23 protein-coding genes and 2 pseudogenes are annotated in these 24,226 nt (G+C 41.1%); 9 read left to right on the forward strand and 16 right to left on the reverse strand.

The window, feature by feature from the left end; all coding sequences use genetic code 11:
- Window positions 1-738: 738 nt before the first annotated feature.
- The 7 genes and pseudogenes from leuB to ilvE all read right to left on the reverse strand — a co-directional run bounded on the left by leuB (window position 739) and on the right by ilvE (window position 7,917).
- Complete coding sequence (gene leuB / locus M8E35_RS19690) at window positions 739-1,800, reverse strand: 3-isopropylmalate dehydrogenase (protein WP_252471537.1); 1,062 nt, start codon at window positions 1,798-1,800, stop codon at window positions 739-741.
- Window positions 1,793-2,131, reverse strand: a pseudogene (locus M8E35_RS19695) (LeuD/DmdB family oxidoreductase small subunit); the annotation flags it as partial. The gene leuB and the pseudogene M8E35_RS19695, both read right to left, overlap by 8 nt.
- A gap of 47 nt (window positions 2,132-2,178) precedes the next feature.
- Window positions 2,179-3,735, reverse strand: coding sequence for a 2-isopropylmalate synthase (locus M8E35_RS19700; RefSeq protein ID WP_302050069.1), 1,557 nt, complete (start codon window positions 3,733-3,735; stop codon window positions 2,179-2,181).
- A gap of 25 nt (window positions 3,736-3,760) precedes the next feature.
- Window positions 3,761-4,759 carry a ketol-acid reductoisomerase gene (gene ilvC / locus M8E35_RS19705; RefSeq protein ID WP_252471541.1) on the reverse strand — a complete coding sequence of 333 codons (999 nt, stop codon included), beginning with the start codon at window positions 4,757-4,759 and terminating at the stop codon, window positions 3,761-3,763.
- Window positions 4,760-4,836: 77 nt separating this feature from the next.
- A complete protein-coding gene (gene ilvN, locus M8E35_RS19710) occupies window positions 4,837-5,316 on the reverse strand; it encodes an acetolactate synthase small subunit (protein ID WP_252471543.1) in 480 nt (159 codons plus the stop codon).
- Between the two features lie 4 nt (window positions 5,317-5,320).
- Window positions 5,321-7,009, reverse strand: coding sequence for a biosynthetic-type acetolactate synthase large subunit (ilvB, locus tag M8E35_RS19715; RefSeq protein WP_252471545.1), 1,689 nt, complete (start codon window positions 7,007-7,009; stop codon window positions 5,321-5,323).
- A 26-nt stretch (window positions 7,010-7,035) separates the two neighbouring features.
- The gene (gene ilvE, locus M8E35_RS19720; RefSeq protein WP_252471547.1) at window positions 7,036-7,917 is read right to left on the reverse strand and encodes a branched-chain-amino-acid transaminase; all 882 of its coding nucleotides are present in this window, start codon (window positions 7,915-7,917) and stop codon (window positions 7,036-7,038) included.
- Window positions 7,918-8,315: 398 nt separating this feature from the next.
- Between ilvE and M8E35_RS19725 the strand changes: the two genes are divergently transcribed.
- The 3 genes from M8E35_RS19725 to M8E35_RS19735 all read left to right on the forward strand — a co-directional run bounded on the left by M8E35_RS19725 (window position 8,316) and on the right by M8E35_RS19735 (window position 11,131).
- A complete protein-coding gene (locus M8E35_RS19725) occupies window positions 8,316-9,608 on the forward strand; it encodes a homoserine dehydrogenase (RefSeq protein WP_252471549.1) in 1,293 nt (430 codons plus the stop codon).
- A 30-nt stretch (window positions 9,609-9,638) separates the two neighbouring features.
- The gene (gene thrB / locus M8E35_RS19730) at window positions 9,639-10,532 is read left to right on the forward strand and encodes a homoserine kinase (protein WP_252471633.1); all 894 of its coding nucleotides are present in this window, start codon (window positions 9,639-9,641) and stop codon (window positions 10,530-10,532) included.
- 269 nt (window positions 10,533-10,801) lie between these two features.
- On the forward strand, window positions 10,802-11,131 hold the full coding sequence (locus M8E35_RS19735) for a hypothetical protein (RefSeq protein ID WP_252471551.1): 330 nt from the start codon (window positions 10,802-10,804) through the stop codon (window positions 11,129-11,131).
- An 80-nt stretch (window positions 11,132-11,211) separates the two neighbouring features.
- Here the strand turns inward: M8E35_RS19735 and M8E35_RS19740 are convergent, their stop codons facing one another.
- Window positions 11,212-12,123: an NAD(P)/FAD-dependent oxidoreductase gene (locus M8E35_RS19740; protein ID WP_252471553.1), complete on the reverse strand. Its 912-nt coding sequence runs from the start codon at window positions 12,121-12,123 to the stop codon at window positions 11,212-11,214.
- Between the two features lie 221 nt (window positions 12,124-12,344).
- On the opposite strand from M8E35_RS19740, the gene M8E35_RS19745 reads away from it, so the two are divergent.
- From M8E35_RS19745 to M8E35_RS19760, 4 genes are all read left to right on the forward strand, one after another.
- Window positions 12,345-12,743: a PadR family transcriptional regulator gene (locus tag M8E35_RS19745; protein WP_252471555.1), complete on the forward strand. Its 399-nt coding sequence runs from the start codon at window positions 12,345-12,347 to the stop codon at window positions 12,741-12,743.
- Complete coding sequence (locus tag M8E35_RS19750; RefSeq protein WP_252471557.1) at window positions 12,740-13,564, forward strand: extracellular solute-binding protein; 825 nt, start codon at window positions 12,740-12,742, stop codon at window positions 13,562-13,564. Before M8E35_RS19745 ends, M8E35_RS19750 begins: the two co-directional genes overlap by 4 nt.
- 81 nt (window positions 13,565-13,645) lie before the next feature.
- On the forward strand, window positions 13,646-14,908 hold the full coding sequence (gene chrA / locus M8E35_RS19755; protein WP_252471559.1) for a chromate efflux transporter: 1,263 nt from the start codon (window positions 13,646-13,648) through the stop codon (window positions 14,906-14,908).
- 239 nt (window positions 14,909-15,147) lie between these two features.
- On the forward strand, window positions 15,148-16,719 hold the full coding sequence (locus M8E35_RS19760) for an N-acyl-D-amino-acid deacylase family protein (protein WP_252471561.1): 1,572 nt from the start codon (window positions 15,148-15,150) through the stop codon (window positions 16,717-16,719).
- A 19-nt stretch (window positions 16,720-16,738) separates the two neighbouring features.
- Here M8E35_RS19760 and thpR read toward each other — a convergent pair whose 3' ends face one another.
- The 3 genes from thpR to M8E35_RS19775 all read right to left on the reverse strand — a co-directional run bounded on the left by thpR (window position 16,739) and on the right by M8E35_RS19775 (window position 18,614).
- Window positions 16,739-17,302: an RNA 2',3'-cyclic phosphodiesterase gene (gene thpR, locus M8E35_RS19765; protein ID WP_252471563.1), complete on the reverse strand. Its 564-nt coding sequence runs from the start codon at window positions 17,300-17,302 to the stop codon at window positions 16,739-16,741.
- Between the two features lie 16 nt (window positions 17,303-17,318).
- A complete protein-coding gene (locus M8E35_RS19770; RefSeq protein WP_252471565.1) occupies window positions 17,319-17,582 on the reverse strand; it encodes a YcxB family protein in 264 nt (87 codons plus the stop codon).
- 330 nt (window positions 17,583-17,912) lie between these two features.
- On the reverse strand, window positions 17,913-18,614 hold the full coding sequence (locus M8E35_RS19775; protein WP_252471567.1) for an aspartate/glutamate racemase family protein: 702 nt from the start codon (window positions 18,612-18,614) through the stop codon (window positions 17,913-17,915).
- A 242-nt stretch (window positions 18,615-18,856) separates the two neighbouring features.
- Between M8E35_RS19775 and M8E35_RS26580 the strand changes: the two genes are divergently transcribed.
- Window positions 18,857-18,979 carry a hypothetical protein gene (locus M8E35_RS26580; protein WP_282434029.1) on the forward strand — a complete coding sequence of 41 codons (123 nt, stop codon included), beginning with the start codon at window positions 18,857-18,859 and terminating at the stop codon, window positions 18,977-18,979.
- A gap of 47 nt (window positions 18,980-19,026) precedes the next feature.
- Here M8E35_RS26580 and M8E35_RS19780 read toward each other — a convergent pair.
- Together M8E35_RS19780 and M8E35_RS19785 are read right to left on the reverse strand one after the other, a co-directional pair.
- A pseudogene (locus M8E35_RS19780) lies at window positions 19,027-19,642 on the reverse strand (GyrI-like domain-containing protein).
- 113 nt (window positions 19,643-19,755) lie between these two features.
- The gene (locus M8E35_RS19785; RefSeq protein ID WP_252471569.1) at window positions 19,756-20,190 is read right to left on the reverse strand and encodes a GNAT family N-acetyltransferase; all 435 of its coding nucleotides are present in this window, start codon (window positions 20,188-20,190) and stop codon (window positions 19,756-19,758) included.
- Window positions 20,191-20,335: 145 nt separating this feature from the next.
- Here M8E35_RS19785 and ilvD point away from each other — a divergent pair, with 145 nt between their 5' ends.
- Window positions 20,336-21,997: a dihydroxy-acid dehydratase gene (ilvD, locus tag M8E35_RS19790; protein ID WP_252471571.1), complete on the forward strand. Its 1,662-nt coding sequence runs from the start codon at window positions 20,336-20,338 to the stop codon at window positions 21,995-21,997.
- Between the two features lie 86 nt (window positions 21,998-22,083).
- On the opposite strand, the gene M8E35_RS19795 is transcribed toward ilvD, so the two are convergent.
- The 3 genes from M8E35_RS19795 to M8E35_RS19805 form a co-directional block, all read right to left on the reverse strand.
- Entirely contained in the window at window positions 22,084-22,458 is a 375-nt protein-coding gene (locus M8E35_RS19795) for an MmcQ/YjbR family DNA-binding protein (protein WP_252471573.1), read from the reverse strand.
- Between the two features lie 170 nt (window positions 22,459-22,628).
- Window positions 22,629-23,282: a class I SAM-dependent methyltransferase gene (locus tag M8E35_RS19800; protein WP_252471575.1), complete on the reverse strand. Its 654-nt coding sequence runs from the start codon at window positions 23,280-23,282 to the stop codon at window positions 22,629-22,631.
- 116 nt (window positions 23,283-23,398) lie between these two features.
- Window positions 23,399-24,148 carry an N-acetyltransferase gene (locus tag M8E35_RS19805; protein WP_252471577.1) on the reverse strand — a complete coding sequence of 250 codons (750 nt, stop codon included), beginning with the start codon at window positions 24,146-24,148 and terminating at the stop codon, window positions 23,399-23,401.
- Between the last annotated feature and the right edge of the window lie 78 nt (window positions 24,149-24,226).

The following is a 24,226-nucleotide window of genomic DNA, read 5'->3' on the forward strand; positions in this document are numbered from 1 at the left end:
AGGGCCAATTTTGCCCAGGTTCACATCCTGCGCCACCCAGAGGTTGGCGAAATTCCTTCAGCATCTAACGAGCCAGTGAACGGGAACGTGGGTGAACGGGCAATTTCCCCTGACTTTCACAGACCCCAAAGTCAAACCCAAGACCGTCCCTAACGTCTCCCCGTCCCCTCGTTCCTACCCCCGTCGACCAGAAAGATAGGGGACAATTGCATAGTGAACCCATTCGTGGGTGTTCACGATAAAGCGAGTGCCGATGCTGAAGGGCCAATTTCGCCCAGGTTCACTTCCTGCACCACCCAGAGGTTGGCGAAATTCCTTCAGCTTCCAACGAGCTAGTGAACGGGAACGTGGGTGAACGGGCAATTTCCCCTGACTTTCACAGACCCCAAAGACCTAAAAAAAGGCCCCTTTCATCCTCATCAAGGACGAAAGAAGCCTTCCGCGGTACCACCTTTATTGCCAATGCCAACTCTATAGTGCCAGATTGATCCAACAAAATTCCGCATAACGGTGGAAAAACCGTCCGATTCTTCATCAGAGCATCACGACTGGGGTTCTGATATCGAAGGCAGAAAAACTCTCAGCAATTGCTTTTCTCTCTGAACGCCACCGTCTACCATACTGGGTCGGTCCCATGCTTTATTCAATATCTAGTTAATTACACTCTATCTTATTCATCCAAATATTTCAAGTGCCAATAAAAATATAAGCTTTATGCAAAACCGAAGCAAGTACGCCCTACTTTAGCGCCTCAACCACAGCATTGCCCATTTCTCGAGTTCCCAGTACTTTATCTCCTGGTTTTGCTAAATCAGGAGTTCTGTACCCCTCTTGCAAAACGCGTTCAATCGCTCTCTCGATTTTCTGAGCTTCATCCTCTAATCCGAAGGAATAGCGTAACATTAATGCTCCCGAGAGAATTGTAGCTAAGGGATTGGCAATATTCTTACCAGCAATATCCGGCGCCGATCCATGAGCTGGTTCGTAGAGTCCTTTACTCCCGTTTAAGCTTGCCGAGGAGATCATTCCGATCGACCCCATTAGCATAGACGCCAAATCTGTAAGGATATCTCCGAACATATTTTCCGTAACGATAACATCAAATTGCTCTGGTAAACGAACTAATTGCATAGCTGCATTATCCACATACATATGGGTTAATTCGACCTCTGGATAATTTTTTGCAACTTCAAGGGTTATCTCTCTCCAAAAACGAGAAGATTCTAGTACATTTGCTTTGTCTACTGAGCAAAGTTTCTTACGTCGCTTAACTGCCGTTTGGAAACCCAGCTCTACAATGCGCTTAATTTCTTCCTCAGTATACACCAACGTGTCAAACGCACTTCTTGGGTTTGTTCCTCTCCCCTTCTCACCAAAGTAGAGTCCGCCTGTCAGTTCACGCAGAACTACCAGATCAACGTTCTTAACCACTTCGGTACGAAGAGTTGAGGCCTCTACTAACATCGGGAGCATTTTCACAGGACGAATATTAGCGAACAGACCTAACGCCTTTCTAATCGCCAGTAACCCCCCCAACTCTGGGCGTTGTGGAGCAGGAAGGGTATCCCACTTTGGCCCTCCTACAGAACCTAATAAAATCGCATCAGCTGCCTGAGCTGCTGCTAATGTTGCATCCGGCAAAGCCTTGCCCACTTCGTCAATAGCAGCTCCACCAATCAACCCATACTCAAAATTAAGTTTGGTCGCATGATCTTTTAATACTGCTTCTAATACCTTAACAGCTTCCGGAGTAATCTCTACCCCAATACCATCTCCTGGAAGAACTAGAACATTAGGCATTTTTTCTTCTCCCTTCAACATAAGGAATAAGACCACCAGCACGTATCAATTCCAGCATAAAAGGAGGAAAAGAGTGAGCCTGGAACTGGCTTTTTGTTGTCCTATTCTTGATAATACCTGTCGCAAGATCTACTTCTATCTCATCTCCCGGAGAAATTCCGGCTACCGCTTCAGGGCATTCCATAATTGACAAACTAATATTAAGCGCATTGCGATAGAAAATCCGCGCAAACGACTCGGCAATTACTACTTTTATACCACAAGCCTTAATGGCGATCGGAGCATGTTCGCGCGAGGAACCGCATCCGAAGTTTTTGCCGCCGACCATAATGTATTCAATGAAGTTTATCTTTCATGGAACACTGCTTTGCTCTCTCCTTAGCTCTCGTTTTTCTCGAGTATTTCAATCCACCCTCGTGAGAAGGCACGGTTCACAGCCTGGAGATAACCTCGTACACTTGCTTCAATTATATCTGTGCTTACTCCACGCCCAGCAACTAAATTCTCACCGAATTTCACACTAACCGTTACTTCTCCTTGGGCATCTTCTCCACCATCGAGAGCTTGCAAGGAATAGTGAATCAATTCACCTTGGGTTCCCAGAACTTTATCAATGGCTTTAAATGCCGCATCAACTGGTCCATCCCCACACGCCGCATCTGCTAACCGTTGCCCCTGAAACATAAGCCCGACAGTAGCCGTAGGAACCAGATGGGTCCCACTTGAGACCTGCAAATAATCTAAGTTTATCAGATCCGTTTTCTCTTTTTGCTCGTCTGCCAGGGAGAACAAATCTGATGTTGTTACTTCTTTCTTGCGATCTGCCAATAGTTTAAACCGAGAAAACAGCTCTTCAAATCGGCCCTCTTCCAAATTAAGCCCCAAATCTGCCAGCCTTTGCTGAACCGCATGTCGCCCTGAGTGTTTTCCTAAGACAATAGATTCCACATCAATCCCTATCACACTTGGTGACATGATTTCGTAAGTGGATCGTTCTTTAAGCATTCCATCTTGGTGAATACCCGATTCGTGAGCAAAAGCGTTCTTACCCACAATCGCCTTGTTATGTTGAATCATCATGCCTGTTAAACGGCTTACTAATTGACTGGTTCTGGCAATTTCCGCTGTCACAATACTAGTTTCAACATTAAACTGGTCCTTGCGGGTGTGCAAAGCCATGACAAGTTCCTCTAAAGCCGCATTCCCTGCCCGTTCCCCGATCCCATTAACCGTACACTCTAACTGATGCACACCTACCCCAACAGCGGCAAGGGAGTTCGCTACCGCCAGTCCCAAATCATTGTGGCAATGGACACTGACTTTGACCTTCTCAATCCCAACTGTACGCTCCATGATCGATTGCAAAAATGCAGCATACTCTTCGGGTGTCGCATACCCCACAGTATCCGGAATGTTAAGGACCGTTGCTCCTGCTTGAATAACACCAGAGAAAACTTTAGCTAGAAAATCTACATCACTGCGGGACGCATCTTCGGCACTAAACTCAATGTCACTTACTTTGGATTTTGCCAATCGAACTGCCTGAATGGCTTGTTCAAGAACATCGTCGGGGGATTTTTGTAATTTATAAAGCATATGAATCGGCGAGGTGGCAATAAAGGTATGAATGCGCGGAGACTCTGCACCGGAAATTGCTTCCCAGGCACGTTCAATATCTTTGGCATTAGCCCGCGCAAGGGCAGCCACACTTACGTTTCTTACTTCTTGAGCAATCCTGCGCACTCCCTCAAAATCTCCAGGGGAGGCAATAGGAAATCCTGCTTCGAGAACATTAACCCCTAGCTTACTTAGTTGATGTGCGATTTGCAATTTTTCATCTGCGTTAAGTGCTACTCCTGGAGATTGTTCACCATCTCTAAGCGTAGTATCAAAGATCTCGATCCGACGCATCCCTTTAACTTCCTTCCAAACTATATAACTTCACTTTAAAAAGCATACTCTATTCGTGCTTTTTCAACCAACTCATCATACCTCTGAGTTGTTCTCCAACCTTTTCAATCGGATGATTTGCTTCGTTACGAGTCATAGCATTAAAGGCCGGACGATTTGCTTGGTTTTCAAGTAACCAAGCTTTTGCAAAGCGACCGTCTTGAATTTCTTCTAGCACACGTTTCATCTCTTTACGGGTTTCTTGATTAACAATTCGCTTACCGATGGTCATATCTCCATATTGAGCTGTATCTGACACTGAATATCTCATCCAACTCATGCCGCCTTCATACATTAGGTCAACTATGAGTTTTAGCTCGTGTAAGCATTCAAAGTAAGCAATTTCCGGCTGATAGCCTGCCTCGACCAATGTGTCAAAACCTGCTTTAACCAGTTCGGATGCTCCTCCGCAAAGGACTGCCTGCTCACCAAAAAGGTCAGTTTCTGTTTCTTCTCCAAAGGTCGTTTCCAGAACTCCCGCTTTGGTAGAGCCAATTCCTTTGGCATAGGCCAAGGCTAATTCTTTGGCTTTCCCAGAGGCATCCTGATGAACGGCAATCAAGGCAGGTACTCCTGCACCTTCTGTATAGGTTCTGCGCACTAAATGGCCTGGGCTTTTTGGTGCCACCATAAAGACATCGACATCGCTTGGAGGAACAATTTGTCCAAAATGAATATTGAATCCGTGAGAAAAGACTAAAGCCTTTCCTGAGGTAAGATGCTTTTTAATCTCTTCATTATAAACTTTACTTTGGGTTTCATCTGGAAGCAGAATTTGAATAACATCAGCTCGCTTGGCTGCCTCTTCAACTGTCATAACTTCAAAGCCTGCTGCTTGTGCACGTTCTGTACGCGCACTGCCTGGACGAAGTCCGATTACAACGTTAAGGCCTGAATCTTTCAGGTTTTGAGCTTGTGCATGTCCTTGACTGCCATAACCCATTACTGCGATTACCTTGCCTTTTAACAACTCCAGATTAGCATCTACTTCGTAATACATTTTCGCCATTTTTATAACTTCCTTTCAACTTTAACCTTTTCTAAAAATAAACCATGTATATTATACTACACAATGGAAATCTTTCTCTATGCTTCAGATCGCAAAATTGCAACCTTCCCAGTGCGAACTAACTCAAGTAATCCATAAGGTTGAATTGCATGAACAAACGCATCAATTTTCGGGATATCACCCGTTAACTCTACGGTAATATTTGTCCTTCCCATATCCACAACCCGACCTCGGAAAATATCAACCGTTTGAAGCACCGCGGATCGTGTTTCCGCGCTGACCTGAACGCGAATTAAAGCAAGTTCTCGATCGACGGCACTTTCGCCAGTCAAATCTGAAACTGAGTGAACAACCACTAATTTACTCAGTTGATTCCTTACTTGCTCAATAATTTGATCATCCCCATTTACGACAATTGTCATTCGCGAAAGCTCCGGATCTTCCGTCTGACAAACCGTGAGACTATCGATGTTATAACCCCTACGCGTGAACAATCCTGCAACCCGGATCAATACGCCAGGATTGTTTTCCACAAGGACTGCAAGTGTATGCAACATATTATTACCTCACTATCATTTCAGTAATGTCTTTACCAGGTGGAACCATGGGTAAAACATTTTCATGCTCTGATATTGTAATATCAACCAGAACTGGACCAGGATGTTTAAACGCCTCCTCAAGGGCACCGCGTACCTGCTCTGCGGAATTAACACTGATTCCACGAATACCGTAAGCCTCTGCTACTTTAACAAAATCTGGGTTACCTTGCAGTTGAATCTGACTATACCGCTCATTATAAAACATTTTCTGCATTTGTCGAACCATTCCAAGAACCCCATTGTTTAGTAAGATAATTTTTACAGGAAGTTTATTCTGAGCAATTGTCCCTAACTCTTGGATCGACATCTGAAAAGATCCATCCCCTGTTATCAATACGACCTTATCGTTCGGGCGAGCAATTTGTGCTCCAACTGCGGCAGGCAGCCCATAACCCATCACACCAAGTCCGCTGCTGGTCGCGTAATTGCGCGGATTAACTGTCGGATAATATTGAGCAGCCCACATTTGATGCTGCCCTACATCTGTAGTGACAATTGTATCTCCTCCAGCAATTTCTCCCAAACATTCCATGACCATCGGTGGTGTGAGTCTGTCCTTGTCATACTGTATAGTATTTTTTTCCCTCCAGTCACGCAACTGATTCCACCAGTCTGTCACATCAGGATTTGCGAATCCTGGCAAAGCTTCTAGAATCTCTGCCAAGACTTGGCGGGCATCCCCAACAATTTGTATCTCTGTTTTTACTACTTTGCTGATCTCTACAGGATCGATGTCGATATGAATAACTTTAGCCTTAGTCGCGAAACGATGCCCCATGCCACTTGTTACACGGTCATCAAAGCGCACACCCACTGCAATAAGCAAGTCACAATCATCCACAGCATAGTTTGCAGTCACAGTTCCGTGCATTCCCACCATACCAAGTGAATTAGGATGTTCTAAAGGAAGGCTGCCAATTCCCATTAAGGTTGTGACAACCGGCACTGCCGTTTTATCTGCAAATAGTCTTAAGACGTCTTCGGCTCCGGCAGTGACAACCCCACCACCTGCATAAAGCACTGGCTTACGAGATTCTGAAAGCACCTTGGCCACTTCTTCTATCTTACCGTTGTTTGCTTGGCCAAATACTTTGTACCCCTTCAATTTCATCTCGTTTGAAAAGGGAACCACATTTTCTTGAGCTAGAACGTCCTTCGGTAGGTCGATGAGAACGGGCCCAGGGCGACCGGTCCGTGCGATATAAAAAGCCTCTTTGACAATCCTAGGCAGATCCCGCGGATCCTTAACTAAATATGAGTGCTTGGTAATTGGCATTGTAATCCCTATGATGTCCACCTCTTGGAAAGAATCTGAGCCGATGGAACCCGTAGAGACCTGTCCTGTCAAAACAACTAATGGAATAGAGTCTAAAAAAGCATTAGCGATACCTGTCACCAAATTCGTAGCTCCCGGTCCGGAGGTGCCTAAACAAACCCCTACTTTTCCAGTAACTCTTGAATAACCATCGGCTGCAAAAACGACCCCTTGTTCATGACGTCCTAATACATGTCGAATTGGACTATCTAAAAGTGCATCATATAATGGAAGTAATACCCCGCCCGGATAACCAAAAATGACGTCAACACCTTCTTGCTGTAAAGCATTTAATAAGATGGTGGCCCCTTTAATTCCAGTTCTTTCTTCACTCATACATTTCCCTCCCTAAACGTTTGTTTCTAACTGCTGTAAATATCAGGACCATTGACATGGGTATGGGCCCTAAATGCCTCCAGAAGTTTTATAAAGGCTGGACCGGGAATGCCATCCCCGATCTCACGTCCATCTGCATTGATTACCGGAATCAATTCAGCTGCCGTACCAGTGAGAAAACACTCGTCAGCAGTATATAAATCATGACGAGTAAATAACTCTTCCTTCACTTCAATTTTAAGTTCTTTAGCGAGCTGAATTACAGTATTTCGCGTAATGCCCTCTAGTATTCCTGCCGAAAGAGGGGGGGTCAATAAGACGTCGTTACGATAAATAAAAATATTATCTGCAGTCCCCTCTGCCACATATCCATCTTGGGTGAGCATAATAGCTTCTATGACACCAGCCTGAGTGCTCTCGATTTTCGCAAGTATATTGTTAAGATAATTAAGAGATTTAATTCTTGGGTTTAAGGAATCAGGATTATTCCTACGGATCGCCACAGTTTTCACTTCTAAACCTTGCTCATACATACTTGGCTCAAAGAGCTTAATTTGTTCAGCTATACAAATGATAGTAGCCTTTGAACATTTTCGGGGATCTAGGCCGAGGTCGCCTTTACCTCGTGACACCACCAAGCGAATATATGCATCTTTTAAACCATTTTGGCGGAGCGTTTCCAAAATGACCTCTTGCATCTCTTTCTTATTAATACCAATGGTTAAGTTGATCGATTTCGCAGATTCATAGAGGCGTTTTAAGTGTTCTTCTAATTTAAACACTCGACCATGGTTGGCGCGAATTCCTTCAAAAATACCGTCACCATATAAAAACCCGTGATCAAAAACGGATATTTTTGCGTCTTCTTCAGAAACAAAAGAACCATTCAAGTAAATAATCAGACCCATCTAACCAACCCTCCTATAAACTAGTGTAAAAATTAAAAACCCCAAGCGCAGTCCCCTAGTAACGTGGAACTTTCCGCTTGGGTTTTTTCTACCCACGGTGTAAACCCATTATGGATTCTGTACCGCTTGGACCAGTCAGGTTCTCCCCGGTCTGTTGACCTCTATCCCTTTTCGGGGGGGAGCATATCCTCGGAACCCTAGGTACACTTCCTTTTGTGTTATATTACATTTGTATTGAGAACGTTGTGTATATGATACAGAATACATTCTAAAGTGTCAACCCTAATTTACTAATATTGTGCGAAATTCCTTTAGAATTTCCTTGTCAAAGCTGGATAGAACAATGTATAATGTCCACTATGCAGATACATTTGTTTTTTTGAGAGGAGTAAATTATCATGTCCATTAAAATAGGTATTTTGGGTTTAGGCACTGTTGGATGCGGTATAGTACAAGTATTGCAACAGAATGCAGTCGACATTCAAACTCGCACCCACTGCGACCTTCAAATCAAAGCAATACTTGACCGTGACCTTCAACGTGAAAGGGATATTAGCGGAGACTTTCTCCTCACAGATCAACCGGAAGCAGTTCTTCATGACCCAGAAATCGACATTATCGTGGAAGTAATGGGAGGAATTGAACCTGCCCGTACATTTATTTTAGACGCTTTGCAACATGGAAAAAGCGTGGTTACCGCAAATAAAGATCTAATTGCAGTTCATGGTCATGAACTTCTTGATGCCGCAAATGCCGCAGGGAAAGATCTTTACTTTGAAGCAAGTGTCGGAGGTGGAATTCCGATTATTGCGGCTCTAAAAGAGTCCCTGGCTGCCAATCGAATTACACATGTACTTGGAATCATCAACGGAACGACTAACTACATCCTTACTGCCATGGCTGAACAGGGGCGTGAGTATGCAGAAGTCTTAGCTGAAGCACAACAATTGGGGTATGCCGAAGCTGACCCTTCTTCGGATGTTGATGGCCTTGATGCAGCACGCAAACTTGCTATCCTTGCTTCTCTCGCATTTAATTCACGAGTTGCTCTCAATGATGTTTTTGTAGAAGGTATCTCTAAAATCACTCGCGAGGATCTGACCTATGCTGCTGAGCTTGGTTGTACCATCAAGCTTTTAGCCGTTGCTAAACACCAAGATGAAGGGATCGAAGTTCGAGTTCATCCGGCTATATTGCCTCTTTCTCATCCCCTCGCCTCTGTAAGCGGTGTTTTTAATGCTATTTATGTAGTAGGAGATGCTGTCGGAGAAACTATGTTTTACGGGCGTGGAGCAGGTTCACTCCCCACAGGCAGTGCGATAATATCCGATATTATGCGCATAGCACGTAACATCCAATCCAACTCAACTTCTTCTATTAATTGTACTTGTTACCTGGACCTGCCCCTTAAAGCTGTCTCTGATTTCTATACTGCCTTTTATATCCGTTTGCTTGTTAAAGACGAACCCCGTGTCCTTGCTACCCTAGCTTTACTTTTCGCTGAAGCGAACATTAGTTTTGCTTCCATTATCCAAAAACCTCGCGGAGCGGATCAGGCAGAAATAGTCTTAGTTACTCACCCATGCAGAGAAGGGGCACTTCAAGAAGCCCTTGATTCTGTCAAGGCCTACAGCAAGGTCCTTAGCATTGACAATGTCATTCGTTTTGAGAAAGAGGACCAGAAATCATAAATATCCCATTTAAAATGAGGGAGGAATATGATGTTCCGAATAAAGATACCGGCTACTTCCGCCAATCTCGGACCTGGTTTTGATTGTTTGGGAATGGCCCTTCAACTTTACAATACGATCACAGTAGAAACTAAACGCCCCTTTCGAATTTCTTTAACTGGTTCTTACAAAGAGGGCATTCCAGCGGATGAAAGCAATCTTGTCTGGCGAACTATGTGTCATTTTTGGGACCTTATCCACTACCCTGTCCCAACTGTCGATTTAACCTTTGAAAATTGCATTCCTCCTGCCCGGGGTTTAGGCAGCAGTTCTGCAGCAATTGTTGGTGGACTTGCAACCGCAAACGCAATTGCCGGATCACCTTATACAAAGTTAGAGTTACTACAGGTTGCCAATGCCTTAGAAGGACATCCGGACAATGTCACCCCCGCATTATATGGTGGCGTGACTTTATCTGTTCCTACAGAAAAGGGTGTACTTCCAAGAGTCTTAGCTCAATCCCCTAATCTAAAGGCGGTAGTCATTATCCCGGATACACCCCTCAATACCAAAAAAGCGCGCGGTATCCTGCCGCCGCAAGTTCATCGTAAGGATGCCGTTTTTAATATTTCCCATGTTTCACTGCTAACTGAAGCCTTCATTCGTGAAGAGTATTCCCTTTTAAAGGAAGCCATGTGTGATAAGCTTCACCAAAGTCAACGCGCTGCGCTTATTCCCGGCTTACTCGAAACATTGGAAGCGGCTCTTCAAGCTGGGGCTTATGGTGCTGCACTTAGTGGATCCGGCCCTACACTGTTGGCCCTCATTCCCAGAAGCTTTACAGAGGATGTCTCCCTAAGCATGACAAATATGTTAGAAAAGCACGGTAATATCGCTCAGGCTATGGTCCTTGAGATTGATGCGAACGGAGCTTCATCGATTTAGGCAACTTTTATGTGTTCCATATAGCCAATATAGGACTTGCTCTCACTACAGAACGTCTATAATCTTCGCTTTATCAAATCATTCAGCCCGCCTTAAAAGGTGGGCTTTTCTTTATTTCACCCTTCATTTGTCTTTTGTTGCAGTATATTAAACGTGGACAAACGCTCACTAACCTTATGGTCTGGTTGTATAAACAATTGGACGTAATCTGACATATCCTAATAGAAACACAATATTATTCTCAGCGCTTAGAAAGGAAGAAGAATCCTATGAATAAAAATTATAACTCAATTCAATTATTCAAGAAAAATAGGGGAACGGATAACTCATCTCATGAGCAACTACCCAAAGAAGACTTGCCTGATCCTGAACAGCAAGTATCTGAACTCATTATTCGACCACTGGAGTTAAAGGAAAAGGGGAATTCCCCAGTATCAACTTCTGAGCCATCTCCACTCTCTCCGGGTATTTCAAAAATACTGGAAACACTGCTTCCCATATTTAACACCAACCGCAAAGATAATTTCCAACTGGACTTAGAAAAATATAAAGATGTACTAAAGTGGCCAATATGGTCGATTTTCAAGAAACCACAGTAATTCTAGTATAAAGAAAATCGGCTAACATCTAACCGCCGCTGTTTGCAGAATTAAGGTCAGCATACAGCGGCTCTAATCCTTCAGTGAATAGAGACAACCTCATCAGGATCAGCAGATTTTAAGCTATCTAAGTATTTGACTGCCTGCAAGGCCGCTGTTCCCCCTTCTCCGGCTGCCTTAATCAGTTGATAAGGTTGGCCGGTGCAGTCTCCCGCAGCATATAAACCCGGCATACTTGTCTCCAGTTTATGATTGACCTTAATAGCGGCCTCCTCCATTTCCAAGCCAGACACCAACTGCTCGGCAGGTAAGGTGTCTCTCAATATAAAGACCCCATCAACGATCAATTGTTCCTCCCCTAGGTCAAGTTGCTCCACCTTTTGATCCCCTGTGATTTTCTTAGCTTTGCTTTTTTTGATCTCAACTCGTGGATCAAGCTTCAGTATTTCACAGTAATAAGGAATATAGTAGACTTTAGAACAAATATTTGCCATATAGTTAGCTTCGTCTTCCCCTTCTTGATTGTAAGAAATGATAGCTACCTTTTTATCTTTATATAAGGGTCCATCACATGTTGCACAATACCCTACTCCGCGACCCAGTAATTCAGCTTCCCCAGACAATAGTTTTCCTGCTGATACACCTGTTGCAATAATTATGGTATCCGCTTCAAAGGATTTTTCTTTGCCTATCAGTGTATATGGCGGCCCAGGATAAATATTTGTCACTTTAAACAGCGTGATTGGTATGTCCTTTTCCTTTACGTGGTCTAGGAACCGTTGCCGTAATTCTTCCCCTCCAATTTCCGGGAAACCAAGCCAGTTGTCCACTTGTGGAGCTTTCGAGAGTTTGGGACTGCAAAATTCAGAACCCAGTAATACAAAATCACGATTTCTAATTTTAGCATTAAGGGCCGCTGATAACCCTGCTGGTCCGCACCCTATAATGGCTAATTCATAGTGATCTTTTAGTGTATGAAGATCTTCTGACATCAATAGCATCCTCCTTTATATATAGATCGACTTGTTATAGTCTTTCCCGAATGATGATAATACATAAAGACTAAAATTGATTTTTTAGTCTTTTATGCTCTAAGTTTAGTTTCAGGTTTGTTTCCTTTTTCATGTTCTAGCGATTGACGGTTTGGCTATATAATAGTAGAATATACACAATAAACCTATGTGCACGGTGATATTAGCTGAGGAGTACATATATGAACGAAAATATTGATAAAAATGCCTTAACGATCCCCATTGAGCGCTCCATTCAAGCTGAATTGCTTCTTCTCTTGGGACAAAAGGCTTCTCATGGGTATGAGCTGATTCAACGCTTGAACGATGCAGATTTTAAAAGCGGAGAAGCAGATACTGCAACAGTCTATCGAAATCTAAGACGTATGGATAAGGATGGCCTTATTAACTCCCATTGGGAGGTTGGTGAATCTGGCCCAGGCAGGCGACTTTATCAATTAACTCCTCAAGGGGAGGAGTCTTTAAAGATTTGGGTTCAATACATTTCTCAACAAAAGGCCAAGCTGGAGATTTTCTTGCAAGCTTATAGCCAGTATGAACACTCTCTATTTAATGAGGAAAATGGGGTGCATAAACCTTGAGCATTTTATCGAAAACTCTCAGAATTATCCATGCTGGTGCCTTACAACAAGTGATAACAAAATGTGTTGAACACTTTTCCAGCCATAATGTAAATCTAACATTTGAGGCGACCGGAGTTGGTTCAAGGGAGGGAGCGAAGCGCTTATTATCTGGAGAAAACTATGACATTATTGCACTTGCTGATCAGTCACTCTTTGCAGAATTGCTGGTCCCCGATTTAGTGAAAAGTTATTATATTTTTGCAGCTGATCAAATTGTGATTGGATATAGTCAACTTTCAAAGGGGAGCGAGGAGATTAATCAAGAGAATTGGTTTGAAACTCTACTGGATCCTCAAGTTACTTTTGCCCGTTCTGACCATCATCTTGATCCTTGCGGCTATAGAACACTGATGGTTTGGCAATTGTCTGAATCCTTCTATTCAAGACCTGGCCTATACTCAAAAATGGAATCAGCCTGTATCCCCTACTCGCTTTACCCTAAATCATTGGATCTTGCAAGTGCTCTAGTTAATGGTAAGGTTGATTATGCTTTTCTTTATTCTTCTGAGGCTGAACAGCTGGGACTTCCCTATATTACGCTGCCGTCGAAGGTCAACCTCTCAAACCCTGCTCATGCAAATTTTTATGACCAGGCGGCTGTATCCGTAGAAAGCAAAGTCCCTGGGAAGAATATTATCATCCATGGTAAACCCATTGAATTTGCAATTGGCATATCTAAAGAAGGTCAAGAACATGAATTGGCACAATCCTTTGTCGAACTGCTGACTGGACCTGAGGGCAATTCAATATTAGAAGAATGTGGACTTATCCCCTGCTAATTTCTCTGTAATGACACAGAAAAATGCATGTGACTATTCTCTTGTGAAATGTGAAACAAATTAAGGGGGGGGGACATTAGCGTGGAGATTAGCTCCAACAACGAGAATAAACCTTCATCGGAACTGCCCAGATTGGTGGGCCTCTTTGAAATTGCCAAAACGGTTCTTCACATTGGACTCGTGTCGTATAGTTTAGCCGCGCTTGGTGAAGCAAAGAAATCTCTGGTCGATAAGAAAAACTGGATGACAGATGAGGAATATCTAAACGGGTTAGCTCTTTCCCAGCTCTTGCCCGGAGCGCCTGCTGTAAATTTAAATTCATACATTGGCTATTTCCTGAGAGGTTTTTCTGGAAGCTTAGTTGCCACGGTTTTTTTCGTAATTCCTTGTTTTATACTCATGGTCATTCTTACCCACCTTTATCTGAACTATAACGATATTCCCTTAGTAACCGCGTTGTTTAAGGGTGTAGGTGCATTAGTTGTAGGCCTTGTACTAAACACCATTATCGATCTCTGGAAAAGAGGGGTAAACTCCCCTCAATTAACGATTTTAGCAGTTAGTGGTTTTCTTATGATTTATTTCTTGAAAGTTAACATCATCTCACTTCTCTTTGTTGCAGGAGTCACAAGCCTAGTGTTTACTTTCCTGACTATTCACTTTTCCAGTTGGAAAGCATTGATGGATCAACGGTTTTGGATCGCTAAAAAGACCTCTCAAAAACCCAACATGACTGTTAAATTTGTGTTTAGCAAAAAAAAATACATAATTATGTTAATTATGCTTGCAACGCTCATTACTATTAATTTTGTCATAAATTTTAGCAATCCGACTTTTCAACAGCTTGGAAACACTTTCTTTAAGATCGGGGGATTAACTTTTGGGAGTGGCTATGCAATGCTCCCATTTATTCAGGATTCAATGGTCAATCAATATCATTTTCTCACTGATCAAGAATTCGGGGTCGCCCTCGCCTTGAGCTTACTAACTCCTGGTCCGGTCACTGTAATTTCTGCCTTTATCGGCTACAAAGTGGCTGGATTATTTGGGGCAGCCCTAGCTATGGCCAATATGTATTTACCTGCTTTCGCTGTAGTTAATCTTATTTCCGATCTTTATAATCGAGCTGGTAAGATTGATATTATCAAAATGGTGATTACCGGAATTGTAGCTGCCTTTATCGGCACGTTATGGGCTGTAATAATTAAATTAGCTGGGAGTTCCTTAATTGATTTCCAGACCATCGGAATCGCCCTAGCAGCTTTTCTCGTACAACGCTTTACTAAAATCGACACTCTCTGGATCATAATCTCTGGAGCATTGCTCTCACTCCTAATGTTTTAATGAAACACGGATAAAGGACACTTCCTTCAATGTCCCTTGTATCATCGACTTAATCTTGACAAGGATCGGTCAAGGATTATCATAGACAAATAAAAGGTTAACTGGACGGTTGCAATTAACGACTTTTATATTTATAGTCTAAGTAAATAATTCACGAGACCACTAGCTGGTCTCGATTTATAATATACGGTTAAAGTAGCAAGAATAACAAAGTTAGAATAATTGGGTGGTGAAATTGAGTGTACTGTGATCTCATAATAAAGAATGGTTTTATTATTGATGGTTCAGGAAAGCCTGGATTCTATGGTGATCTAGCTGTATCTCAAGGAAAGATCATCGAAATATCAACCAAAATCGAATTCCAAGCTGAAAGAATCATTGATGCTTTTGGCTTAACGGTATGCCCTGGTTTTATCGACCCCCACGCGCATGAAGAGCTTACCGTTTTATCCAGTGGTAGGTTTGAAGAGTATTTACGTCAAGGAGTAACGACGACGATTAGTGGAAACTGTGGGCATTCCATAACTCCCTATTCTTCGGATAATATTTATAAGTATATGGTTAAAAAAGGGCTTATTTCAGTAAAGTCGATGGAACAAAATAAGCGTGTGGGATTGGCCTGGGCGGATTTTCCCAGTTATATAGACGTTATCAGGAACAAAGGAACCAACTTGAATATGGGATTTCTCTTAGGGCATGGAACTTTAAGATGGAGTATTATAGGTGACACAAAGCATAGGAAACCAACAGCTCAAGAAGAAAGCAAAATTATTCATTTGGTTGAAGAGGGCATGGAACAAGGGGCCTTAGGGATCTCAACTGGCCTGACCTATAGCCCCAGCAAATATGCTGAAACAGATGAAATCATAGAACTTGCCAAGGCAGTAAAAAAATACGATGGAATATATACATCCCATATTCGAAACTATCTGGGCACCTTGGAAGCCGTCCAGGAAGCTGTAACTATTGGCAAAGCAACAGGCATACGAGTACAGGTGTCCCATCTGACGCCGAATTGTCCTGAGGGATTTGATGAAATATTAGTTGCCAGGCAACAAGGTTTGGAAATCGCAGTTGATACTATCCCGAAGAGCAGTGGGCACTTCAGGAGAAAAGATCGGTTATTTCAGTATTTAACTACACTTGATTCCATCCTGACTTCAGAAGAAAGACGTAAATTAATAAAAAGAATACGCTTTAAAGATCACCTCACGGTTATCAATGCCGATGATCCGTCCATGGAAACTCGAACCATAAAGGAACTTGCGTTAGAGGGTAAGATGAGCGTTAATGAACTAATCCTCGATCTATTAGAAAATGATCGTCATGAACTGACCTTCTGTCAAGGAGGACTTATCCGACAGGATTTCCCAGGAACGCCTTATCCTAATAACATAGCCCAAAATCCACTTGTGATGGTTGGTTCGGATAGAGTATCCGGGGAATTCGACGACCCATATGCCTGGTATGAATTATTTAGAAAAGGTTCTTTTCCGCTATTTATTAGTTTGTGTCGACAAAGCGGTGTGAGATTAGAAGAGATTATCCGAAGGATTACTTCCTTACCGGCACAACAATTTCGGTTGAGTAATAGAGGTACGCTCTCTACAGGAAAGTCAGCCGATATCACCATCATCGATATGGATAATTACTCTTATCCCTTCAACCCTGAAACAGACTATAAAAACCCCTTTACTATGGCTAAAGGGGTTAAGTATACGATCATCAATGGCAAAGCAGCCTTGGAAGATGGAATAATAAAACAAATAAATTCGGGCCAATTATTATCAAGAAATGGCAAAGTTTTATGAAGAATACTGATATTCAAATTTAGGGTTCTAAGGGTTCTAAGGGTTCTAAACGAGCTTTAAATAAATCTATATAGACTCTTTTTCCACGTATAGCCCTGCTCTCAAATAAAACAACTTCCTTTACCGAGAATTCACCCAGCTTCGCAGATTGAACAGCAGAAATATCTATACTGTCAAAATTGGGACGAGAGGCTAGGGTTACATGCGGTTTAAATTGCCGTTCTTCCAACTCAAAGCTCTTGTTTTTGAGTTCACTATGCAGTTCATCCCTCAGTCTATTTAGGTCAGTTAAACTTCCATTTACCGCGGTCCACAAAGTATGAGGCCGTTTAAAAGAAGGAAATGCCCCTAATCCGACTATATTTAAATCAAAGGGTTTATAGTTGCTTGCGACTCTAGAAAGTGTTTCAGTAAGTGCAGGAATCTTACTGTCATCTAATTCCCCTAAAAACTCTAGGGTTATATGAAAATTATCTTGTGATTTGAAAGACCCATTAACCCCAAGAAGTCTTAGCTCTGACTGAAATTCCAGCAGGGCTTGTTTAATTTCAGCTGGCAAATCCACTCCAATGAATAATCTCATAAGTATTCTCCTTATTTTAGTTCACTCGACCAACCTTCTTATTTAATAATGCCAGAAACTCTTTCTTTTTATCATGGTTCTCAAATATTCTAGTCGGAATAATGTGTGCTGAATCAGCATTTACATAGATAAAAATATGTTCTTTGTCTTCAACAATATTTTCTACAGCATTGAATGGAGTCCTTGCTTCACTGTGTTCACTATTATCAACAATTTCGGTTTCAGATATCGCCAAATTATGAGTTCCAACCACACTATGGTTTTTCCCTTCAGCAAGCATCTTTGTGATTTTCCTTGAGACGATCTTCCTTATACGTTTTGGGTAAAATGCAACCCAATATATGTACAAGAGAATAAAAACAACTAACCAGTACCCTAACGGCATATTCGTAAAATTCCTAATTATGAAGGGTAAGATTAAAAAAGATAACGAAAAAATATACCGTTGTAAAAAAAACGACCGCCTCGCTAATTTAGAATAGGTAATATGGAAGATATTGAATTCAATGAGATCCTGTTTATTTAATTCGTACTTAAAATTCACATCGTTTCTCCTTTCAATTACTGGAAACTAAAATACCCTTTCCCCCTTGAAAATTAATCTGTAATTTCATGTTTTCTCTCCTAAACAATATCTAATAACACTCTCTGCGTGTATCTTCGCAGTATTTAGGAACGGAATATTAAACTCATCCTTTGTAAGAATAAGGGGTAATTCTGTACAGCCCAAGATTAACCCCTCAATCTTTTCCTCATTAACCATTTGTTCAACAATCCTGAGCAAGCCGTTGCGTGTTTCCTCCAGAAATTGTCCCAGTTCTATCTCCGTCATTAGTTTATGCTGAATATAATCTTGGTCCTCTTGTCTGGGCACAACAATGGAGATGTTATTGACATCAAATTCTTTTTGAAAAAAGTTTGCTTGCATTGTAAAACTCGTTCCAAGCAGTCCAACCCTTTTTAATCCCATTTCTTTGGCCTTTTTACTTGTCTCTTCAACAATACTAATCAAAGGAATCGGAGATGCACTCCTTAATCGATCAAATACAATATGCGGGGTATTTGCTGAAATTATTCCAAAATCAGCGCCAGCTTTGTATAGAGTATCTATTCCTTTCAATAACCACCCAATCAAGTCCTCCCAACGTTTCTGTCCAACTAAGTTAAGTAAAGTATAAATATCCATGCTGTAAATGATAATCTCAGGTAAACTTTCTCCACCTCGCTGTTTACGGTAATGGTCAATCATTAACCGGTAGTAATCTAGTGTGGCCTCCGGCCCAAAACCACCTATCATCCCAACTTTTTTCACAAATGATGCCCTCCCTTAAGTTCTATTATGACCCAAGTTTTGCTGTCCAACCTTAATCTTTATAAGGATTAACGCATTTATAGAATGTACTTCAACTCACCGTCAGACGACTCATTAGACTTTTAGGGCTTCCATGATTTACAATATTTCCGACCCTCTTAATAGCTTGTTTCCCAACGTATAAATATAAAGATAAATTTGCTGAAAATACGGGGAAAATGCTTTTTAATAGGAGGAAGATAATGGGAATATCAGGGAAGCTATCCGATTTGAAGATTTTGATAGCTTTATTTGGAAATGCCTCTATAAAAGAAATCATTCAGTTTAAAGAATTAAGAAATATAACTAATCCTAAAGTTGCTTAATTCCCATAGTTAATAGGCTGGTCAAAGATTTCAACACTTATAAGAGCTTACTCCACTTTAAAACGCAGGACGGTTTTAAGCTTCTCTGGCTGAACCTTACGTGCATCCGAAAGATAGATTTCTCTGTGAATCTTTGTTATCCGACTCAGATTATTACTAATACAATAATCTTTCATGATTGAAAAACTTTTTGTCTCATCATCATAAGGCCCTATGTGTAACATTTGAACACATAGCCCTTCTTCTAAACAACCAAATCTCACTCGCTCAAGCAGAGGGTGAGGTTTTTTGAGTTTTACTCTGTTTATAAATTGCAGAGCCAACTCATCCGTCATAAAATCAGGTTGTCTAATCATGATAGTGTATATCAAACTGTTTTTATCTAATATTTCCTTAGCCCTTGCTTCTTCTGCTAAATCCCAAAGACCTTCAAGTGGAAATACGGAAAAATCAAAATACCCCTCTGGAATAATATCTTTTTTAGGCGACATTTTAACAGCGTAAGATAAAGAATACAGAACTCCAATAGCTTCAGAAAATTCTTCAGAATTAGGATTGCCTTTTCCATCAATCATTAAAAATTTAAATTTGGGTAGTAACAAGTTCAGGTTTATTTTTAGGCAAATACAGCTCCTTGTCATGTTTTTTCCACTCATATTTCATCTTTTGTTCCTCCCCTGTCCGTCAATTTGGTTGTAACTCAAAAAACGACATATCGTTTCCAAAAAATTTTAGTTTCAATCTGTTCAGCTGATGCTTATAGTGGTCTAGCTATATCATTTCAGTTTCTTCTTATACCCCTTATGCGTGTCAGGATTATATCCTGCGGATTCGTAAAATTTACAAGCATCAATTCTATTAGTGTCTGTGACTAGAATTATTTGTGAGCAGTTGTTTTCGAAAGCTTTTTTTTCAAGCTCCGATATCAGTGCTTTCCCAACCCCATGATTTCTATATTTATTATCAACGATCATATTTTCCAGCACCATAAAAGGTTTACAATCTCCATACAGCTCCCCACAGATGATTCCCATTACAGAACCTATTAGCTGATTATTTTCTACAGCACTAAGCAATAAGTATGAATCATCCTCATGAAACTTGCAGAAATTTTCATACATACTTTCAATAGAAGACTCTTCATTCCAAAATTGCTTGTATAGCACTGCAAGTTGAGGAATATCTTCTGCAATCATGTCTCGAATTATCATTTTTTCAACCTCCGCCTTAAGTGTACCTATTTTATCTTTTTTTTCATTCTCTCCATATATTGTTCATTAAATATATTATAGACATTGGACATCATACAATCTATAATATAATTATACAACGTATTATAAGAGAGGTGTTTATAGAATGAATAGTGATGCAGTAACCAAGACTTCACCACACCGCGCATTGTTTCATGCGCTGGGATTGACCAATGAGGAAATAGAACGTCCCTTGATCGGCATCGTAAGTTCTCAAAACGATATCGTCCCAGGGCATATGAATCTCGATAAAATTGTAGACGCTGTAAAATTGGGTGTAGCCATGGCTGGAGGAACTCCTCTTGTTTTCCCTGCGATTGCTGTATGTGACGGCCTGGCGATGGGACATCAGGGGATGAAGTATTCTCTTGTCACTAGAGAATTGATTGCTGACTCTACTGAAGCCATGACACTAGCTCATGCCTTTGATGCACTGGTTATGGTTCCAAACTGTGACAAAAATGTTCCTGGATTGTTAATGGCTGCAGCAAGGTTAAACGTTCCAACCATATTCGTCAGCGGCGGACCGATGCTTGCAGGCAAAGTGGATGGGCAAAAGGTTAGCTTTTCCAGTGTTTCAGAAGCAGTCAGCCAATTTCAGGCAGGAAAAATCACTAAAAAAAAATTACGAGAATTTGAAAATAAAGGGTGCCCAACCTGTGGTTCCTGTTCAGGCATGTATACAGCCAATAGTATGAACTGCCTTACAGAAGTGTTGGGAATGGGGTTGCAAGGGAATGGAACTATCCCTGCGGTTTATTCTTCTCGTATTCAGCTAGCAAAGCGCGCGGGTATGCAGATTATGGAGTTACTGAAAAAGAATATCCTGCCAAGAGATATTATGACTAAGGATACCTTTGAAAATGCTTTGACCTTAGATATGGCCTTGGGTTGCAGTACCAACAGCATGTTGCATCTTCCTGCGATTGCTCACGAATGCGGTATTGAATTAAATCTTGAAATCGCTAATGAAATTAGTGACAAAACTCCTAATCTATGCCACCTCGCGCCTGCCGGGCATAACTTTGTAGAGGAGCTCGATGAAGCTGGCGGCATTTACGCGGTTATGAATGAAGTCAATAAATTAGGTTTGCTTAAAACAGATTTAATAACTTGCTCAGGTAAAACTGTAGGAGAAAACATCGCAGGTTGCCTCAATAAAAATACTGAGGTAATCAGGCCTGTCGAAAATCCCTACAGTACAACAGGTGGGATTGCTGTATTAAAGGGAAACCTGGCTCCTGATTCCTGCGTTGTCAAGCGTTCCGCCGTGGCCCCAGAAATGCTTAAACACGAAGGCCCGGCAAAAGTATTTGACTGCGAAGAAGATGCCATGCAAGCAATTACTTCCGGCGGAATCACAGCAGGAGATGTTATTGTAATCCGGTATGAAGGCCCTAAAGGCGGACCAGGCATGCGAGAAATGTTAAATCCCACTTCGGCTATTATGGGATCAGGACTTGGAGGAAGCGTCGCACTGATTACCGATGGGCGATTCAGTGGTGCCACCAGAGGCGCGGCAATCGGTCATGTTTCTCCTGAAGCAGCGGTAGGAGGAAATATCGCCTTGATAGAAAACGGAGACATTATCCAAATTGACATTATGGCAAATGAAATCAATTTTGTTATAAGTGACGCAGAACTAGAAAAACGAAGAGCAAATTGGAAGCCAAGAAAACCAAAAATTGTAACCGGATACCTTTCGAGATATGCCGCCCTGGTAACGTCAGGAAACAGAGGCGCAATTTTAGAAATTCAAAAGCAATAGCATAACACAAAAGCAACCAGCAACCGCATTCGAGTTTCGCTGGTTGCTTTTTTTTCGGCAAGTTTGACGGTTCTCTTAACCACCAGCTAACTCAACGATAAATTCTCTTCCATAATTTCTTTTTGCGCTTTCTTACTTAGTTTTCCTACAACTAATTCATACGACATATCTATCATTTGTTTTAAAATATCATCGGGCACATCGCCATCTAAATACAAAGAGTTCCAGTGTTCTTTATTCATATAATAGCCTGCAACTATATGTTGATAATTTTCTCGCAGGGATTGCGTAAATAGTGGATCGCATTTCAATGTAATAATCGCTTTTTTATCTTTATCTCCACCTTGCATAGCAAACATTTTTCCACCAATGAGATATCTTGTCGCATCCCATTCCACCTTGAAATCCTTTTGTGATCCTTTCTTAGAAAGACAGTACTCGTCAAGCCATTCATATTTCATTTTAAAATTGCTCCATTTCCAATAATCTCTAGCAAATTGATATAGTCAAAGCCTTCTCTGTTAACTTATAATCACTTTGTTTTTCCTGTCTTATGGTTATCATCATTTGCAAATAACTTCCTTCTAAAAGTTAAATAATCATAGTTAGAGGCATTAATGTTTGAAATGCGCTATTGTGCGCTGTCTTCACCTAACTTTTGAGCATAGATGAACATGTCTGTCGTGCAGTTGCCGTCACTTTCAGGGTATAAATCTCGGTGAAGCTGCAGTATCCTTAAATTGTTCTTCCCTAGTGTTTTCCGAATAAAGTCTTCCGAGTAATAGTTGAAGAATATGTAATCGTCAGGACTAAAACTAGTTGTTTCAAAACCCGATTTTACTCCCTCCATACAACTCAAATATAAGAAGCCATCCCTGCTTAATACTGAACTTATATCATTAACAAGTTTCTCAGCTTCCTCATTTAATAAATGGGGTAAACAGAATGATAATATAACTGCATCGTATACCTCATCATTTAAATTCAGGTCTCTGATATCTCCAACCAAGAAGTTTACCTTTAGAGATACGACGTTTGCTCGCGCACGATTAATCATCTCTGCTGAAAGATCGATGCCTAAGATCTCAAAGTCTTTATTTGATTCGATCAAGAGCTTTGCAGCATTTCCAGGACCACATCCTACATCTAAAATCTTTGCACCAGGCAATAAAATATCGCAGAACCCCTTTAATTTACTCTTATAACTCTCGAAATCCATGAACTTGCTTTGATATGAATCCGCATGTTTATCGTATGTTTCTATCGTCTTCAGCGTTTTATCCAAATCCAATCATCCTTTTTTTCCTTTATAGGAGCACCATGCTAGATGAAATAATCATCTGAAGAAACTCACTTGACTTGGTGTCCAGTAAAAATAAGATCTGGCTACTTATCCCTCACTTATAAATTCGCTAAAAGCTTTGCAAACTTTTTATCTGAGAGAATTTCATTTGTTACAAATTCTCCGTTATAAAATAAACTATAGGTTGTAAATGGGGCAGGTGCATTTTGGGCCTGTTCAGTCGTTTGATACTTTACAACTCGAAAGGCTATCCCCTTGCTCTCTGCTGTCTCCACAATTAAGGACACATATTTTTCAGTAAAGGGACATTGATTACTGTAAAATAATACAAAACCCTGTTCATCTATTTTCGCATCTTTTGCACAAGACTTAAAGCATGGCTTCTCAATATTTTCTTCAAAAGGAAGATACATAAGTTCATAGTAAGGTAACGCAGTATCCGCTAACAAAAAGCCTTTATATTTTAAGTATTTGGGATCTGACAAAAAGGTCATTTTACTTTTTGAAGAAAGAACTGCTAATCCCTTCTTGCCTTTTCTTTTGCTGTCGTCAATACACTCATTCAAAAGTTCATTGGAGATTCCTTGACCTTTGTACTTGCCTGAAACCCATAAACAATTAATAAACATATACCCTTCAGCGTTTATGGGACACCAAGCTTTTTCAGCAGGTATATATTCGATAAAGACTTTTCCTCTGACATCCCCTTTTTTAAATACAAGGCCATCCGCAAACCGTTCCGCCATCCATGCTTTTTTCGACATAACTTGACAGTCGTTGTTATCTGAAATAGCACAGCAAATATGTTCTTCCTCAAGGTTATCCTTAGTAATTGTAATGATGTTCATCAACATTCCTCCTCGCATAAGCTTTAAATGACCTAATGGACTCAAGCATATAAATAAAATCGAAATACTGTAAACTCA

The sequence above is a fragment of the Desulfosporosinus nitroreducens genome, assembly GCF_023897015.1.
GTDB classification, from domain to species: Bacteria; Bacillota; Desulfitobacteriia; order Desulfitobacteriales; family Desulfitobacteriaceae; genus Desulfosporosinus; species Desulfosporosinus nitroreducens.